Source organism: Geodermatophilus aquaeductus (assembly GCF_900182545.1).
Lineage (GTDB): Bacteria > Actinomycetota > Actinomycetes > Mycobacteriales > Geodermatophilaceae > Geodermatophilus > Geodermatophilus aquaeductus.
On the sequence record NZ_FXTJ01000010.1, the window covers coordinates 110446 to 128267 of the forward strand.

Annotated in this window: 14 protein-coding genes; 11 read left to right on the top strand and 3 right to left on the bottom strand. The window is 75.3% G+C overall.

Annotated features, from left to right (window positions below; genetic code table 11):
* Position 1 precedes the first annotated feature (1 nt).
* Together FN207_RS20720 and FN207_RS20725 are read right to left on the bottom strand one after the other, a co-directional pair.
* Complete coding sequence (locus FN207_RS20720; RefSeq protein ID WP_142460340.1) at positions 2-568, bottom strand: dihydrofolate reductase family protein; 567 nt, start codon at positions 566-568, stop codon at positions 2-4.
* Positions 569-594: 26 nt separating this feature from the next.
* Positions 595-1011 (bottom strand): VOC family protein, encoded by a 417-nt coding sequence (locus FN207_RS20725; RefSeq protein WP_142460341.1) that lies wholly within the window; start codon positions 1009-1011, stop codon positions 595-597.
* 219 nt (positions 1012-1230) lie between these two features.
* Here FN207_RS20725 and FN207_RS20730 point away from each other — a divergent pair, with 219 nt between their 5' ends.
* From FN207_RS20730 to ggt, 3 genes are all read left to right on the top strand, one after another.
* Positions 1231-2220, top strand: coding sequence for an ATP-binding cassette domain-containing protein (locus tag FN207_RS20730; RefSeq protein ID WP_142460342.1), 990 nt, complete (start codon positions 1231-1233; stop codon positions 2218-2220).
* A complete protein-coding gene (locus tag FN207_RS20735; protein ID WP_142460343.1) occupies positions 2217-3053 on the top strand; it encodes an ABC transporter permease in 837 nt (278 codons plus the stop codon). The genes FN207_RS20730 and FN207_RS20735 overlap by 4 nt, the downstream gene beginning before the upstream one ends.
* A gap of 92 nt (positions 3054-3145) precedes the next feature.
* Positions 3146-4999: a gamma-glutamyltransferase gene (gene ggt / locus FN207_RS20740; protein WP_142460344.1), complete on the top strand. Its 1854-nt coding sequence runs from the start codon at positions 3146-3148 to the stop codon at positions 4997-4999.
* Positions 5000-5058: 59 nt separating this feature from the next.
* On the opposite strand, the gene FN207_RS20745 is transcribed toward ggt, so the two are convergent.
* Positions 5059-5607 (bottom strand): single-stranded DNA-binding protein, encoded by a 549-nt coding sequence (locus tag FN207_RS20745; protein ID WP_142460345.1) that lies wholly within the window; start codon positions 5605-5607, stop codon positions 5059-5061.
* 158 nt (positions 5608-5765) lie between these two features.
* On the opposite strand from FN207_RS20745, the gene recD2 reads away from it, so the two are divergent.
* From recD2 to FN207_RS20785, 8 genes are all read left to right on the top strand, one after another.
* Entirely contained in the window at positions 5766-8003 is a 2238-nt protein-coding gene (gene recD2 / locus FN207_RS20750; protein ID WP_142460346.1) for an SF1B family DNA helicase RecD2, read from the top strand.
* 138 nt (positions 8004-8141) lie between these two features.
* On the top strand, positions 8142-9620 hold the full coding sequence (locus FN207_RS20755; RefSeq protein WP_142460347.1) for a DEAD/DEAH box helicase family protein: 1479 nt from the start codon (positions 8142-8144) through the stop codon (positions 9618-9620).
* Positions 9621-9684: 64 nt separating this feature from the next.
* Positions 9685-10749: a PD-(D/E)XK nuclease family protein gene (locus tag FN207_RS20760; protein ID WP_142460348.1), complete on the top strand. Its 1065-nt coding sequence runs from the start codon at positions 9685-9687 to the stop codon at positions 10747-10749.
* Entirely contained in the window at positions 10746-11027 is a 282-nt protein-coding gene (locus FN207_RS20765; protein ID WP_142460349.1) for a hypothetical protein, read from the top strand. The genes FN207_RS20760 and FN207_RS20765 overlap by 4 nt, the downstream gene beginning before the upstream one ends.
* A 149-nt stretch (positions 11028-11176) precedes the next feature.
* Entirely contained in the window at positions 11177-12595 is a 1419-nt protein-coding gene (locus tag FN207_RS20770; RefSeq protein WP_142460350.1) for an FAD-binding oxidoreductase, read from the top strand.
* A 59-nt stretch (positions 12596-12654) separates the two neighbouring features.
* Entirely contained in the window at positions 12655-14595 is a 1941-nt protein-coding gene (locus FN207_RS20775; protein ID WP_142460351.1) for an acyl-CoA dehydrogenase family protein, read from the top strand.
* 12 nt (positions 14596-14607) lie between these two features.
* Positions 14608-15372 (top strand): alpha/beta fold hydrolase, encoded by a 765-nt coding sequence (locus tag FN207_RS20780; protein ID WP_142460352.1) that lies wholly within the window; start codon positions 14608-14610, stop codon positions 15370-15372.
* Positions 15373-15480: 108 nt separating this feature from the next.
* Positions 15481-17814 carry a glycoside hydrolase family 65 protein gene (locus FN207_RS20785; protein ID WP_142460353.1) on the top strand — a complete coding sequence of 778 codons (2334 nt, stop codon included), beginning with the start codon at positions 15481-15483 and terminating at the stop codon, positions 17812-17814.
* Positions 17815-17822: the final 8 nt, after the last annotated feature.

Genomic DNA, 17822 nt, shown 5'->3' on the forward strand with positions numbered 1-17822 from the left:
CTCAGCGCCGCACCTGGTAGCGCAGGTGCGTCACGCCCCGGCCCTCCAGCCGCCGGACGGGGACGAGCTCGACGCGGTCGGTGGGCTCCCCGAACAGGCGGCGCCCGTCGCCGAGCAGGACGGGCACCAGGTGGATCTCCAGCTCGTCGAGCTCACCGGCCTGCAGCAGCGCGTGCGCCGCTCCCGCGCCGTGCACCATGACCGCGCGGTCGCCGGCCGCGGCCCGCGCCTCGGCCGCGCACGTGGCGACGTCGGTGACGAACCGCGTGCTGCCCGGAGGCACGTCGCCGTCGTCGACGGCGTGGGTCAGCACCAGGACCGGGACACCGTCGTGGTGGTCGCCGTTCCAGCGCCCGGCGAGCTCGAAGGTGCGCCGGCCGGAGATCACGGCGCCGGTCGCCAGGGCCTCGGAGTACACCTCCCCGTTGACGCCGGGGGACTCCCGGTCGTCGAGCCAGTCGAACAGCCGCCCGCCGCCGCGGCCGAGCTCCTGCCCGGTCCGGTCGTCGGGCCCGGCGATGTAGCCGTCGAGGGACATCGACATGTACAGGCGGATGGGAGCGCTCATCTCGTGCACCTCCGGGGCCGGGGGGATCAGCCGGTGAGGTCGGCGGCGGTCATGCCGTCGGGGTGGCCGGGCGGCCACTGGACGAGCTCGATGCGGGTGCCGTCGGGGTCGGTGACCCACGCGGTCAGGAAGTCCGCCGAGCCGTCCGGGGACGTCGGCGGCTCGACGTCGACGCCCCGCGCGGGCAGCGCGGCGACGAGTTCGGACATCGACTCGACCGCGACGACGAGGTGGCTGAGGACCGTGCCGGGCCGGACGGCGGGGCCGGCCGGGTCGTGCACGAGCTCGAGGCTCACGAACGGGTCACCGGGCAGCCGGAGCATCGTCAGGTGCCCGATCCCGGTCCCGGGGACCTCGCCGGCCACCTCGTAGCCGAGCGCGGTGTAGAAGGCGAGCGAGCGCTCGAGGTCGGTCACGCGCAGGCCCACGTGCAGCGTCCTCATCGGTCCTCCCGGAGTCGCGCGGGGGTGGTCCTCCTGTGAGGGGGACCGTCCCGGCGCCCGGGACTCATCGGGGGCTTGACCTCGAGTCGACTTGAGCCGCCAGCCTGGGCCGTGACGAGGACCCGCCCCCGCAGAACTCGCTCGCGTCCGATGAGTCCTCGGCGGAGAGTCCGTCACAACCGGCAGAGACGTCCTGCTGCGCCCGAGGTGAGGAAGCCCATGACCACACAGACACCACTCGCCATCGAGGCGAGCGGGCTCGGGAAGTCCTTCGGCACGACACGTGCCGTCGACGGGGTCGACCTCGCCGTCCCGGCGGGGACGATCTACGGGGTGCTCGGTCCCAACGGGGCCGGCAAGACCACCACCATCCGCATGCTCGCCACGCTGATCCCCCCGGACGCGGGCAGCGCCCGGGTGCTGGGGCACGACGTCGTGCGCGAGGCCGACGCGGTCCGCGAGCTGGTCAGCCTGACCGGCCAGCTCGCCTCGGTCGACGAGGAGCTGACCGGCCGGGAGAACCTCGTGCTGCTCGGCCGCCTCCTCGGCTACTCCCGGGCCGCGGCCCGGACCCGTGCCGACGAGCTGCTCGACGCCTTCGACATCGCCGAGGCCGCCGGCCGGCTGGTCAAGCACTACTCGGGCGGCATGCGGCGGCGGCTGGACATCGCGGCGAGCATCGTCGTCACCCCGCGGCTGATGTTCCTCGACGAGCCGACGACCGGCCTGGACCCCCGCTCCCGCAACCAGGTCTGGGAGATCGTCCGGGCGCTGGTCGCCGAGGGGACGACGATCCTGCTCTGCACCCAGTACCTCGAGGAGGCCGACCAGCTCGCCGACGGCCTCGCCGTGATCGACCGCGGCCGGGTCATCGCCGAGGGCACCCCCGGCAACCTCAAGGCCTCGGTCGGCACTGGCTCGCTGCAGGTCCGGCTGCTCGACCCCGGGCGGCGCGACGAGGCCGCCGACCTGCTCGAGCGCGCGGTCGGCCCGGTGGTGCTCGAGCCCGACCCGGCGGCGCTGTCGGCCGTCGGCGCGGACGCCGAGCGGGCGGCGATCGCCGTCGCCGGGCTCGCCACCGCCGGCATCCCGCTGGCGCACTTCTCGCTGCAGCAGCCGAGCCTCGACGAGGTCTTCCTCGCCCTCACCGGCCACGCGGCCGACGAACCGTCCCCGACCGCCGACACCCTGCAGGAGCACGCGTCATGACCGCCACCACCCGGACGACCGGCTCCGCCGACACCGCGGCGGTGCGCCGGGCCATCTCCTCCACGCCGCGGCCGCCCCGGCCCGGCCGGCTCTCGGCCGCGCTGGTCTTCGGCTGGCGCGGCATGCTCAAGGTCAAGCACGTGCCCGAGCAGCTGCTCGACGTCACGGTCACGCCGGTGATGTTCCTGCTGCTGTTCACCTACCTCTTCGGCGGCGCCATCGCCGGGTCCACCAGCGCCTACCTGGACTACACGCTGCCGGGGCTGCTGGTCATGTCGGTGCTGTTCACGACCGTCTACTCCGGGATCTCGCTGAACACCGACCTGACGAAGGGCGTCGTCGACCGCTTCCGCTCGCTGCCGATCTGGCGGCCGGCGCCGCTGCTGGGCTCGCTGCTCGGCGACAGCGTGCGCTACGTGATCGCCGGCACCGTGATCATCGTGGTCGGGGTCGCGCTGGGCTTCCGGCCCGACGGCGGGTTCACCGGGGCGGTGGCGGCGCTGGCGCTGGTCGTCGTCTTCTCGTTCGGGCTGTCGTGGGTCTTCTCGGTCCTCGGCCTGCTCCTGCGCTCCCCGAACGCGGTGATGAACGCCGGGTTCATGGCGATCTTCCCGCTGACCTTCCTGTCCAACGTCTTCGTCGACCCCACCACGCTGCCGGGCCCGCTCGAGGCCTTCGTCGACGTCAACCCCATCTCGGTCCTGGCCACCGCGTCGCGGTCGCTGATGGCCGGGGAGCCCGACGTCGTGGCGGTCGTCGTCTCCCTCGCGGTGGCGGCGGGGCTGGCGGCGGTGTTCCTCCCGCTGACGACGCGGCTGTACCGGAGCCGCTGAGCGGTCCTGCGGTGGCGCCGCCGGGTCGCCGGGTGTGCGATCGGGCTCGCAGGTCCACCACGCGCAGGTCCACCACGCCCAGGGGAGGCGGCATGGCCCGTCGACGCACCACTCTGCTCGCGCTCGCCGGTCTCACGGCCGGCCTGGTCGCGGCCGGCGGCCCCGCCGCCGCCGAGACCGGGACCCCCGCGCCGCCGGAGAAGGTGCCGCTGGCGGTGGGCACCGGGGGCGCCGTCGCCACCGTCGACCCGGACGCCACGCGGGTGGGCCTCGAGGTCCTCGCCGCCGGCGGGAACGCCGCCGACGCCGCCGTGGCGGCGGCCGCGGCCCTCGGCGTGACCGAGCCGTACTCCGCCGGCGTGGGCGGGGGCGGCTTCTTCGTCCACTACGACGCCGAGACCGGGGAGGTGTCGACGATCGACGGCCGGGAGACCGCGCCGCTCGCGATGGGCGTCGACGCCTTCCTCGCCGAGGACGGCACGCCGCTGCCGCTCGCGGAGGCCGTCACCAGCGGCCTGTCCGTGGGGACGCCCGGGACGCCGTTGACCTGGGCGCGGGCGCTGGAGGAGTTCGGCACACTGCCGATGTCCGAGGTGTTGCGGGGCGGGATCGCGCTGGCCGACGAGGGCTTCGTCGTCGACGAGACGTTCCGGCAGCAGACCGCCGCCAACGAGGAACGCTTCCGGCGGTTCCCGGCGACCGCGGAGCTCTTCCTCCCCGGCGGGCAGCTGCCCGAGGTCGGCAGCGTCCTGAGCAACCCCGACCTGGCCGGCACGTACCGGCTGCTGGCCGAGGAGGGCGTCGGGCCGTTCTACGCCGGGGAGGTCGCCGAGGACGTCGTCGCGACGGTGCAGGACCCGCCCGAGGCCGCCGGTGCCGCCGAGGTGCGCCCGGGGCTGCTGGAGGCGGTCGACCTGGCGCTCTACGACGCGCCGCTGCGCGAGCCCACCCGCATCGAGTACCGCGGGCTGGAGGTCTACGGCATGGCGCCGCCGTCGAGCGGCGGGTCCACCGTGGGCGAGGCGCTGAACGTGCTGGAGCAGTTCCCGGTCGGGGAGCTGTCCGACGTCGACGCGCTGCACACCTACCTGGAGGCGAGTGCGCTGGCCTTCGCCGACCGCAACCGCTACGTGGGCGACCCCGCCTACACCCCGGTCCCGCTGGAGGACCTGCTGTCCGACGGGTTCGCCGCCGAGCGGGCCTGCGCCGTCGACCCCGGGCGGGCCGCCCCCAAGCCGGTGGCCGCCGGCGACCCGGACGGCGAGTACGGCCCGTGTCCCGCGGAGGGGGCGGCGGCCGGTGCGGGCGGCGCCGAGGGGCCGTCGACCACGCACCTCACGGTCGCCGACGCCCAGGGCGACGTCGTCAGCTACACGCTGACGATCGAGCAGACCGGCGGCAGCGGGATCACCGTGCCGGGACGGGGCTTCCTGCTCAACAACGAGCTCACCGACTTCACCTTCGCGGCCGCCGACCCGACGGTGCCCGAGCCGAACCTGCCGGCGCCGGGCAAGCGCCCGCGCAGCAGCATGGCGCCGACCATCGTGCTGTCCGACGGCGCACCGGTGCTGGCCCTCGGCTCGCCGGGCGGCGCCACGATCATCACGACCGTGCTGCAGACGCTGGTCGACCGCGTGGACCGCGACCAGGGCCTCGGCGACGCGATCGCCGCTCCCCGTGCCAGCCAGCGCAACAGCGCGTCGGCCGACGCCGAGCCCGCCTTCCTCGAGCGCTACGGGGCGGAGCTCGGTGCGCGCGGGCACGTGTTCACGGAGACGGCGGAGATCGGCGCCGCCACCGGGATCGAGTTCCTGCCCGGCGGGCTGGTCCTCGCCGCCGCCGAGCCCGTGCGGCGCGGCGGGGGGAGCGCCGGCGTCGTCGACCCCCTGCCCGGCGGTGCCGCGGGGGTCCCGGACCTCGCTCCCGACCTCGGCGACCAGGGGTAGCCGGGCGCACCGCACGCGCCCCGTCCGCACACGGGACGGGGCGCGTGCGGCGTCGGACCTCAGAAGGGCGGTTCCTCGCTGCCGCCGCCGACCGGCGCGGCCGCCCAGGGGTCGTCGGAGCCGCCGCGCCCGCCGGCAGGGCGGCCGTCGCCGGAGCCGGACCCGCCGCCGGACCCACCGCCGGAGCCGAAGCCGCCGCCGGAGCCGGACCCGCCGCCGAAGCCGCCCGGGCCGTCCCCGGACCGGGACGCCTTGGCGACCGTGGCCGTCGCGTACCGGAGGGACGGGCCGATCTCGTCGACCTCGAGCTCGATGACGGTCCGGTTCTCGCCCTCCTTGGTCTCGTAGGAGCGCTGCTTGAGGCGGCCCTGCGCCATCACCCGCGAGCCGCGGGTCAGCGACTCGGCGACGTTCTCCGCCGCCTGCCGCCACACGCTGCAGCGCAGGAAGAGCGCCTCGCCGTCCTTCCACTCCTGGGTCTGGCGGTCCAGGGTGCGCGGCGTGGACGCGATGGTGAAGTTGGCGACCGCGGCGCCCGAGGGCGTCCAGCGGAGCTCGGGGTCACTGGTCAGGTTGCCAATGACGGTGATGACTGTGTCGCCGGCCATGATCCGGTCCTCCGTGTCGTCGGTGCATCGCTCAGGTGAGCACCCGGAGGCTAGGGAGACCGGCTGACAGTTCCGGCCGCGTCGCCTCCGGGGAGACGGAACTGTCCCCGGTCCCTGTGACCATCGGGAGTCGGAGGGCGACGAGCGGAGGACGGCGGGTGGCGGAGGCGCGGACCGGAACGGTCCTGGAGGCGACGCTGGAGCGGATCACGTACGCCAACGCGCAGTCCGGCTACACCGTGGCGCGGGTGGACACCGGCCGCGGCGGCGACCTGGTCACCGTGGTCGGCTCCCTGCTCGGCGTCCAGCCGGGGGAGACGCTGCGGCTGCGCGGCCGCTGGGCGGCGCACCCCCAGTACGGCCGGCAGTTCGTCGTCGAGGACCACACCACCGTGCTGCCGGCCACGGTCCAGGGCATCCGCCGCTACCTGGGCTCGGGCCTGGTCAAGGGGATCGGCCCGAAGCTGGCCGAGCGGATCGTCGACCACTTCGGCACCGACGCGCTCCGGGTGATCGAGGAGGAGCCGGCGCGGCTGGCCGAGGTGCCGAACCTGGGGCCGAAGCGGACGCGGCTGATCACCGAGGCGTGGGAGGAGCAGCGGGCCATCAAGGAGGTGATGGTCTTCCTGCAGGGGGTGGGCGTGTCCACCTCGCTGGCCGTGCGCATCTACAAGCAGTACGGCGGCGCCTCGATCGGCGTGGTCCGCAGCGAGCCCTACCGCCTGGCCGCCGAGGTGTGGGGGATCGGGTTCCGGACGGCGGACACCATCGCGGCGGCCGTCGGGATCCCGCACGACAGCACCCAGCGGGTCGAGGCCGGCGTGCAGTTCGTGCTCTCGGAGGCGACCGGGCAGGGGCACTGCTTCCTGCCCGAGGCCGAGCTGGTCGCCCGGTCGGTGGAGATCCTGCAGGTCCCCGCCGTCCTGGTCGGCCACTGCCTGGCCCTGCTGGTCGCCGACCAGGGGATCATCCGCGACGAGCTGCCCCGCGCCGACGGGCAGCCCCCGACGGTCGCCTACTACCTCGTCCCGTTCCACCGCGCGGAGGTCTCGCTGGCCGCGGGGCTGCGGCGGCTGGCGACTGCCGACGTCGACCGGATGCCGGCCTTCGCCGGCGTCGACTGGGACGCCGCGCTGGGCTGGCTGCACCGCCGCACCGGCGTGGACCTGGCACCCGGGCAGCAGGAGGCGGTGCGCCTGGCGCTCACCGAGCGGGTCGCCGTCCTCACCGGCGGCCCCGGGTGCGGCAAGAGCTTCACGGTCCGCTCGATCGTCACCCTCGCGGCGGCCAAGGGCGCGCGGATCGTGCTCGCGGCGCCGACCGGGCGGGCGGCGAGGCGGCTCAGCGAGCTGACCGGCGTCGAGGCGGTCACGGTGCACCGGCTGCTGGAGCTGCGCCCGGGAGGTGACGCCGGCTTCGACCGGGACCGGCCGCTGGAGGCGGACCTGGTCGTCGTCGACGAGTCCTCGATGCTGGACCTGCTGCTGGCCAACAAGCTGGTGCGCGCCGTCCCGCCGGGCGCGCACCTGCTCCTGGTCGGCGACGTCGACCAGCTGCCGTCGGTCGGCGCCGGTGAGGTGCTGCGCGACCTGCTCGCCGAGGGCACCCCGGTCCCGCACGTGCGCCTGACACAGGTCTTCCGGCAGGCCAGCCGGTCGGGCGTGGTGACCAACGCCCACCGCATCAACGCCGGCACCGTACCCGAGGTCCGCGGCCTCGACGACTTCTTCCTCTTCTCCACCGACGACGCCGAGGAAGCCGCCCGGCTCACCGCCGACGTCGTGGTGCGCCGGATCCCGGCCCGCTTCGGCCTCGACCCGCGCCGCGACGTCCAGGTGCTGACGCCCGTCCACCGCGGGCCGGCCGGTGCGGCCGCGCTCAACGAGCTGCTGCAGGAGGCGCTCACTCCGGCCCGGCCCGACCGGCCCGAGAAGCGCTTCGGCGGCCGGGTGTTCCGCGTCGGGGACAAGGTCAGCCAGATCCGCAACGACTACGACAAGGGCCGCAACGGGGTCTTCAACGGCACCCAGGGCGTCGTCACCGCGATCGACCCGGTCGAGCAGACCCTCACCGTCCGCACCGACGAGGACGAGTCGATCGACTACGACTTCGGCGAGCTCGACGAGCTGGTGCACGCCTACGCGGTCACCGTCCACCGCTCCCAGGGCAGCGAGTACCCCTGCGTCGTCATCCCGCTGACCACCAGCGCCTGGACGATGCTGCAGCGCAACCTGCTCTACACCGCGGTCACCCGCGCCAAGCAGTTGGTCGTGCTCGTCGGCTCGCCCCGGGCCCTCGGCCAGGCCGTGCGCGCCGCCGGCTCCGGACGCCGGCACACCGCCCTCGCGCACCGCCTCCGCGGCCGCGTCCCCGCCGGCAGCGCCGCGGCGGCCTGACCGGGCGCGGAGCCCGTTCCGCCGACCGCGAACGGCCGCACTCCGCGGAGCCGGGAGTCAAGCCGACACGCCGTTTCTGTCGGTACCCGTTCGTAGTGTCCGGGGTGACATCTTCCCCGTGTCACAAGGAGTTCCCCCATGACCGTCCCCGGTCTGAAGACCCGCAAGCCCACCGGCCGCGTCCCGTGGCCGTGCATCCTCCTCGAGGGCGAGGAGAAGGCAGGCAAGAGCTGGGCGCTGGCCCAGTTCAGTGCCTCCGACAAGATCGGCCAGCTCTACTGGATCGACCTCAACGAGGGCGCCGGCGACGAGTACGGCGCGATCCCCGGCGCGCGCTACCAGCTCATCGAGCACGACGGCTCCTACGCCGCGGTGCTGTCCGCAGTCCAGGCGGTCAAGGCCGAGGCGCGCCGCGCGTCCGACGCCGGTGAGCCGCCGGTGGTGCTGGCCATCGACACCGGCTCGGCGATCTGGGACGGCCTCAAGGACTGGGCCAGCGAGCGCGCCGCGAAGTCCGCCCGCAACCGCGAGCTGCTCAAGCGCGACCCCAACGCCGAGGTCACCATCAGCCAGAACCTGTGGAACGACGCCGGCTCCCGCTGGCGCAAGCTGCAGACCGAGCTGCTCACCTTCCCCGGGATCGTCGTGGTGACCGCCCGCGGCAAGGAGGTCACCGAGGTCGACGCCAACGGCCGTCCGATCGAGGGGCAGAAGACCTGGTCGGTGCAGACCCACCGGGAGTTCCCCTACGCCGCGTCGGTCTGGATGCGGCTGCGCCGCGGGCGCCGGCCGCTGATCGTCGGCGCGCGCAGCGTGCACGTCGGCATCAAGCCCAACAGCGACCCGGCCAAGGAGATCACCGACTCCGGGGCCACCGGCCGGCTGCTGGAGTGGCTGGTCTTCGACGCCCTCAAGTGCGACCCGGGCACCGCGCACGTGCGCGACCTCGTCCCCTTCCACGGCGGCGGGCTGCTCGACCACGAGCGCACCGAGGAGACCGCCGGTGACCGCCCCGCTCCGCGGGCCGGCGGCCGGCAGGAGCCCGACGTCGCCGACCTGGTCGCGCGGATCGAGGACGCCCACGGCGACGACGAGCTGCGCGAGGTGTGGACGGCGGCCAACCGCGGCGGGCTGCTGCAGGCCGAGGTGCCGACCCCCGGCGGCTCGTACACGGTCGCGGAGCTGATCCGGGCGCGGCACGAGCAGCTGCTCGAGGCGGCCGTGGAGGCCCACCCGGCCGGACGGCGCCGGGTCGCGACCGGCGACCCGTCGGCTCCGCAGACGCCGCCGGCGGTGATCCAGGCCGCCCAGGCCGCGGCCGCGGCGGCGCAGGCCGCGATGGCGGCTCCCCGCCCGGACGCCGACGCCGACGCCGCGCCGGCCAACCCGCTGCTGGAGTCCTCGCCGACCCCGGACGACCCGAAGGACCGCAGGTCCACCGCGGCCCGCCGGGGCGTGCTGGCCAGCCTCGAGGCGCTGGGCGTGACCGACGAGCAGATCGCGGCCCGCTTCGGCCGGCCCGTCGAGCACGTGGCGACCAAGCGGCTGACCGCCCTGGTGCGCGTGGTCATCGCCGCGCAGCGCAGCGGGACCGACGGCCGCGCGGACGTCGCCTGAGCCGTGCCGAGGGAGCGGGGCCGGATCCCGGCCCCGCTCCGCCGCACCCATCGAGGAGGCCGCGATGACCGCCGTCCTGCCCGACCGTCCCACCGCCGCCGAGCGGCGGGCCGCCCCCAGCCTCGCCGCGGCGGTCCGCGACCTCGACCGCCGCCGGGCCCGCTCGCGCCAGCGGATGATCGGCGCCTCCGAGCTCGGCGAGTGCCGCCGCCGCGCGGCCTACCGGATCGCCCGGCGCCGCCCGACCAACACCCGCACGGGCCTGCAGGCCTTCATCGGCACCGAGCTGCACCGCGGGGTGCTGCGTGCGCTGCGGCGCGAGTACGGCGGGCTGACCGAGGTCGCCCTGCGCGGCGAGCAGGTCAAGGGCCGCTGCGACTGGTGGCACGCCCCGGTCGTGGAGGACCTCAAGACGACGTCGCGGTTCGGCTTCGAGCGGGTCCTCACCCGCGGCGTCCCCGTCCGGCACTGGTTCCAGGTGGCCGTCTACGGGTGGCTGCTGCGCACCGGGCAGACCGCCGACCGCCGGCTGCCGGCCGGCACCGGGCAGGACGTCGACGGGCTGCGCCTGCGCTACCTGTCCCGCGACTCGGGCGAGGACGTCGTCTTCGAGGCCGACGCCGACCCGGCGCTGACCGCCGAGGCGCTCATGTGGCTCACCGAGGTCTACGGCACCGTGGAGGACGATGGCGTCGACGCCGTCCCCCGCGACGGGTTCGGCCCCGGCGTGGACACCATGTGCGACTGGTGCCCGTTCCTCGACCTGTGCTGGGGCCCGCCGGTCGACGAGGAGACCGAGGGCGAGGTCTCCCGCCAGTCCCGGCTGACCGTGACCGACGAGGACTACGTCACCGCCGTCCGCGACTACGACACCTGGCGGGCGACCGAGACCGAGGCCCGGCGCCAGAAGGAGTACGCCCGCGAGCGGCTGCGCGGCCGGTCCGGGCCGGCCGGCGACCTGCACTGCGAGTGGTCCGGCGGCGGCCTGCGCACGCAGGTCGACAAGGACGCCGCGGTCGAGCGGCTGGCGGAGCTCGGTGAGGTCGTGCCCACCCGGAGGACCCGCAGCCCGCGGACGATCCGGGTCACGCGCACCGGTGTCCGGCCGGATCCCGGGGAGGAGCCGTGACCACCGTCGCCACGTCCCGGCTGCCCGCCGGGGAGCCGGTCCTCACCACCGACGTCGTCGGCACGGACTTCGGGCTGCCCCTGGTCCGGCCGAGCAGGACGAGGCAGGGCGGCCGGGTGCGGGTCGTGCGCTCGCGCTGCCGGGCGCACGGCGGGGTCGTCGTGTGGTTCACCGACGGCACCAAGACCCCGCCGATCCACGGGCGCACGTCCTGGATCGTCGCCGGACCCGGGCCGTACGGGCACGCCGACGCGGCGGAGCGCACCCCGACGGGCTGAGCGCCGGTCACCGACCGCACCCGGCCCGGCAGCAGAAGTGCGAGGGGCGCGCCGTCCCGCGGATCCCGGCGCCGGGAGTCCTGTCGCCGGCCGGCGCCCGCTGTCACCGTTCGCCCCCTCACGTCGGAGACGCGCCCGTTGGGGGAGCCATGGGGATCACCGGAGCCGACCGCGGTCCAGCCACCCTGCGCGAGGACGCCGTCACGGCCCTGCGCGCTGGCTTCACCGGGCAGCTGGTCCGCCCCGGGGACGACGGGTACGAGCGGGCCCGCCGGGTGTGGAACGGCGACGTCGACCGCCGGCCGGCGCTGGTGGCCCGCTGCGCGGACGTGGCCGACGTGCGGCGGGCCATCGGCTTCGCCGTCGAGCAGGAGCTGGTGCTCTCCGTCCGCGGCGGCGGGCACAGCGCTCCGGGCTATGGCACCAACGACGGCGGCCTGGTCCTCGACCTCTCGTCGTTCACGGAGCTGACGGTCGACCCGGCCGCTCGGACGGTCCGGGCCGGCGGCGGCGTCCGGTGGCGGGAGCTGGACGCCGCGACGCAGGCGGCCGGCCTGGCGACCACCGGCGGCACCGTCTCCAACACCGGGGTCGCCGGCCTCACCCTCGGCGGCGGCGTCGGCTGGCTCATGGGCAGGTACGGCCTGGCCGTCGATAACCTCCTGTCCGCCGAGGTGGTCACCGCCGACGGCGAGCTCCACGTCGTCGACCGGGACCGCGAGCCCGATCTGTTCTGGGCCCTGCGCGGCGGCTGTGGCAACTTCGGCGTCGTCACCACCCTGCAGTTCCGGCTGTACCCGGTCGGTCCGGTCCTCGGCGGCATGGTCGTCCACCCGCTCGACCGGGCAGCCGAGGTGCTGCGGTTCTACCGGGACCTCTGCCCGACGCTGCCCGACGAGGCCGAGGCCTACTGCGCGCTGCTCACCGACCCCCAGGCCGGCGTGCCCGTCCTCGCCCTGCTGCTCGGGTACAACGGCCCGCTGGAGGAGGGCGAGGAGGTCCTCCGGCCCGCGCGCGAGTTCGGCAGCCCGCTGGCCGACCTGGTCGGGCCGACGCCGTACGTGGCGCGCCAGTCGATGCTCGACGAGCCCAACGCCGTCGAGGGCCTGCACCGCTACTGGCGCTCGGCCTTCACCGAGACGCTCGACGACGACTTGCTCGACGTCGTGGTCGACATGGCCGCCGGCTTCACCTCCCCGCTGAGCGCCGTCCTCTTCTTCTACGTGCACGGTGCGGCCACCCGGGTCCCGGTCGGGGACACGGCCTTCGCGGCCCGCCGCACGCAGTGGGACGTCGACGTGATCGGCCAGTGGACGGAGGTCTCCGAGTCGGCACGGCACGTCGAGTGGCTGCGCGCGTCCTGGGCCCGGGCGGAGGCCCACCTGCAGGGCAGCGCCTACGTCAACCACATCGCCGCCGACGACGCGCCGGAGAAGGTGCGGGCGTCGTTCGGACCGAACCTCGACCGGCTGCGCCGCATCAAGGGCCGGTACGACCCGGCGAACCTCTTCCGGCTCAACCCGAACATCACCCCGGTGGCGCCGCAGCCCCGGCCGCCGGCCGACTGATCCCGCGACGGCGCGCCCGGGTCCGTTGTCCGCCGGGGCGATGAGCGCGATGGTGGTCCATGGCGTCGAACCCCTCGTACGAGCAGTCGAAGCAGGTCGCCGAGGCCAGCCGTGAGACCGAGTGGACCCAGCCGTCGTTCGGCAAGGAGCTCTTCCTCGGCAACTTCCGGCTGGACCTGATCCACCCCCAGCCGGAGCTCGACCCGGTCGCGGTGGCCGAGGGCGAGGCGTTCCTCGAGCGCCTCCGCGCCTTCCTCGTCGACCGCGTCGACCCGCGCCGGATCGAGCGCGAGGCGCGGATCCCCGCGGAGGTCCTCGACGGCCTCAAGGAGATCGGCGCGCTCGGCATGAAGATCCCCCGGGAGTACGGGGGACTCGGGCTCACCCAGGTCTACTACAACCGGGCGCTGGCCCTGGCCGGCACGTGGCACGCGTCGATCTCCACGCTGCTGTCGGCGCACCAGTCGATCGGTCTGCCCGAGCCGCTGCGGCTGTTCGGCTCCGAGGAGCAGAAGCGCACCTGGCTGCCCCGGCTGGCCACGGACTGCGTCTCGGCGTTCCTGCTCACCGAGCCGGACGTGGGCTCCGACCCCGCGCGCATGAGCACGACCGCGGTGCCCACCGAGGACGGCACGGGCTACCGGATCACCGGCACGAAACTGTGGGGCACCAACGGCGTCATCGCCGACGTCGTGGTGGTCATGGCCGTCGTCCCGCGGTCGGAGGGCCACCGCGGCGGCATCACCGCGTTCCTCTGCCCGTGCGACCGCCCGGGCATCACGGTGCAGCACCGCAACGAGTTCATGGGGCTGCGCGGCATCGAGAACTCCGTGACCCGCTTCGACGGCGTCCTCGTCTCCAACGACGACGTCATCGGCGGCGAGGGCCGGGGGCTGCGGATCGCGCTCACCACGCTCAACACCGGCCGGCTGTCGCTGCCGGCCATCTGCGCGTCGACGGCGAAGTACGCGCTGAAGGTCGCGCGCGAGTGGTCGGCCGAGCGCCGGCAGTGGGGCCGGCCCATCGGCGAGCACGACCCGATCGCGCAGAAGCTCGCCTGGCTGGCCGGCACCGCCTTCGGCCTCGAGGCGGTGCTCGACGTCTCCAGCCGCCTGGCCGACGACAAGCGCAACGACATCCGCATCGAGGCGGCGCTGGCCAAGCTCTACGCCTCGGAGCTCGCCTGGACCGCCGCCGACGAGATGGTGCAGGTCCGCGGCGGCCGTGCCTTCGAGACCGCCGACTCGCTGGCCCGGCGCGGCGAGAAGCCGGTGCCGGCCGAGCAGGTGCTGCGCGACATGCGCATCAACCGGATCTTCGAGGGGTCGACGGAGATCATGCACCTGCTGATCGCCCGCGAGGCCGTCGACCAGCACCTCGCGGTGGCCGGCGACGTGCTGCGCGGCGACCTCGGCCTCGCGACCCGGGCGAGGGCCGCGGCGCGGGCCGGGCGGTTCTACGCCACCTGGTTCCCCACGCTGACGACGGGCCCCGGCCAGCGCCGCGACTCCTACGCGGAGTTCGGCGACCTGGCCGGGCACCTGCGCTACGTCGAGAGGCATGCGCGCAAGCTGGCGCGCGCCACCTTCTACGCGATGGGCCGCCACCGGGCGCGGCTGGAGCGCAAGGGCGCGCTGCTCGGCCGCATCGTCGACATCGGCGCCGAGCTCTACGCGATGGCCTGCGCCTGCGTCCACGCCGACACCCTCGCCCGCGAGCACCCCGACCGCCGGCAGGAGGCCGTCGAGCTGGCCGACCTGTTCTGCGGCCAGGCCCGCCGCCGCGCCGACCGGCTGTTCACCGAGCTGTGGGCCAACGACGACGCGGCCCAGTACCGGGTCGCCCAGCGGGTGCTCTCCGGCCGCTACGCCTGGTTCGAGGAGGACGTGCTGGACCCCGCCGGCGAGGGACCGATGATGCCGGCCGCGGCACCGCCGGCCGCGGAGCGGTCCGAGGGCCCACCCGCAGCGCCACGGGAGGCGGCCGCGGCCGCCCGGTAGCCGGCCGGCACGGTGCGGACCCGGGCGAGCGTCCACTCCGTCGAGCACGGCACCGGCCGCCCCGTGCTGGTGCTGCACGGTGCCGAGGTCGACCACCGCGAGGCCGAGGCGTGCTTCGAGCCGGCGCTCGACGGCGTCGGCGGGCTGCGGCGGTTCTACCCGGACCTGCCCGGGATGGGCCGGACGCCCGCTCCGGAGACGCTGCGCGGCGCCGACGACGTCGTCGACGTGCTGCTCGGCTTCGCCGACGAGGTCACCGGCGGTGCCCCGTACCTGCTGGCCGGCCACTCGGCGGGCGGATACCTCGCGCAGGGGATGGCCGCCCGGCGCCCGGACCGGGTCGCCGGGCTGGCGCTGGTCTGCCCGCTGCTGACGGGGACGCGTGACGTCCCGGAGCACCGCGTCGTCGCCGGGTCCGGGGACCTCGGGGACGACGTCTTCCGCGGCTACTTCGTGGTCCAGACGCCGGAGATGCTCGAGCGGTACGAGCGGTTCGTCGCCCCGGCCGCCGCGCTGGTCGACGGGGCGGCGCTCGAGCGGATCGGCGGGCGGTGGGAGCTGACCCCCGCGCCGCCCTATCCGGGTCCGACGCTGGTCGTGGCCGGGCGGCTGGACTCGACGGTGGGCTACGCCGCCGCCGTCGACCTGCTCGCCACGCACCCGCACGCCTCGCTCGCCGTGCTCGACGACGCCGGGCACGCCCTGCCGCACGAGCAGCCGGACCTGCTGCGCGGCCTGCTCACCGGGTGGCTGGCCCGGGTCGGGCGCAGCGGCTGACCCGTGACGGTGCCCGCTCCGGATCGCGCCGCGGCGGGCCGACCGGTAGGACGGGAGCGGGACGCCGGCCGGGTGTCCGGAACACCCTCCGAGACCGTGAGGACCCCTGTGAGCGCCCCGAAACTGGACGTCGCCCCCTGGACGGTCCGCGAGCCGCACGTGGACCCGGAGACGATCGACGTCGCCGAGTCCCTCTTCAGCCTCTCCAACGGCTACGTCGGGATCCGGGGGACGCTGGACGAGGTCGAGCCCTTCGGCATGCGCGGCACCTACCTCTCGGGGGTGTACGAGACGCACCCGCTGTCCTATCCCGAGGGCGGCTACGGGCAGCCCGGCGAGGGGCAGGCGCTGCTCACCGTCACCGACGGCACGCCGCTGCGCCTGCTGGTCGACGGCATCCCGCTCGACGTGCGCGAGGTCCGGCCGCAGGTGCACGAGCGCACGCTGGACCTGCGCGCCGGGACGCTGGACCGGCTCGTGCGCTGGACGACCCCGCGGGGCACGACGATGGAGGTCACCTCGCGGCGGCTCGTCTCGCTGGCGGAGCGGTCGGTCTGCGCCGTGCGCTACGAGGTCCGCGCGCTGGACGGGCCCGCGCACGTCGTCGTGCGGTCCGAGCTGGCGAGCGGCGCGGTCACGCCCACCGGTGTGGACAACGACGACCCCCGCGTCGCGGAGTGCCTCGACGACGCCTTCGAGCCGCTGACGCACGCCTGCGCGCCGGCCGGGGGCACGCTCGCGACCCGCACGCGGCGGTCCCGCATCACGCTCGCCGCCGCGGTCGACCACGTGGTCGACGGCGGACGGGTGAGCTCCGACGCCGACGAGCACCGCGTCGTCACCACGGCCGTCGCCGACCTGGCCGCCGGCGGCGCCCTCGGCCTCACGAAGGTCATCGCCCACACCTGGTCGCTCGACGCCTGGGCCGGCTCGCTCGTCGGCGAGGCGTCGGCGGCGGTGGCCTCCGCCCTCGACCTGGGGTGGGAGGGGCTGCTCGCCGCCCAGCGCGGCGTGCTCGACGAGTTCTGGGCGACGGCCGACGTCGAGGTCGACGGCGACCCCGAGCTGCAGCAGGCGCTGCGCTACAGCGTCTTCCAGCTGTTCTGCTCCGCCGCCTGCATCTCGGGCGCCCCCGTCGGGGCCAAGGGGCTGACCGGCATGGGCTACAGCGGCCACACGTTCTGGGACGTCGAGGGGTTCGTCCTGCCCGCCCTCACGCTGCTGCGCCCGGACACCGCGGCCCGCCTGCTGCGGTGGCGGGCCGACACGATCGGGTCCGCCCGCGAGCGGGCGCGGACGCTGGGGCGGGCGGGGGCGGCGTTCGCGTGGCGCACGATCAGCGGGCCGGAGGTCTCCGCGTACTGGCCGGCGAGCACGGCCGCGATGCACGTCAACGCCGACGTCGCCCGCGCGTTCTGGCTCTTCGAGAACGTCACGGGCGCGGACCTCGGCGACGTCGGCGGGCTGCCGGTGCTCGTGGAGACGGCGCGGCTGTGGATGTCGCTGGGGCACGAGGACGCGGCCGGCGCCTGGCACCTGTTCGGCATGACCGGGCCGGACGAGTACACCGGCGTCGTCGACGACAACGTCTTCACCAACCTCATGGCGCGGGCCAACCTCCGGCGGGCCGCCGACGCCTGCCGCAGGTACGAGGCGCGGGCCGCCGAGCTGGGCGTGGACCACGCCGAGACCGCCGCCTGGCGGGCGACGGCCGCGGCCGTCCACGTGCCGTGGGACGAGGGCCTGGGCGTGCACCCGATGAACGCCAACTTCACCGCGTACGCGGAGTGGCCCTTCGAGGAGCAGCGCGACGCCTACCCGGTGCAGGAGCACCAGCACTACGCCACGTTCTACCGGCGGCAGGTGCTCAAGCAGGCCGACCTGGTCCAGGCGCTGTGGTGGTGCCGGGACGAGTTCACCGACGAGGAGGTGGCGCGCGACCTGGACTACTACGAGGCGCGCACCGTGCGGGACTCCTCCCTCTCCGCCGCCGTGCAGGCGGTCGTGTGCGCCCAGGCCCAGCACCCCGACCTCGCGCTGCGGTACCTGCGGGAGTGCGCGCTCGTGGACCTGCGCGACGTGCAGGAGGGGACCGCCCAGGGGTTGCACCTGGCCTCGGTGGCCGGGGCCTGGCTCGCGCTGGCCGCGGGTCTGGGGGGCCTGCGCGAGGACCACGACGACCTCGAGATCGCGCCGCTGCTGCCGTCGTCGCTGTCGCGCACCGCCTGGTCCGTCACCTGGCGCGGCAGCGTGCTCCGCGTCGAGACCACCCGGGAGGGCACCACGGTGACGCTCGTGCGCGGCGAGGGGCCGGTGACCGTCGTCGTGGACGGCGCACCGCTGCAGGTGACGGCCGGCGCGCCCGCCTCCGCACCGCTGCGCGCCCCCGCCCCCTTGCTCGGCGAGCCGACACAACCGGCCGGGCGCGAGCCGCGCACCTGAGGGCGCCG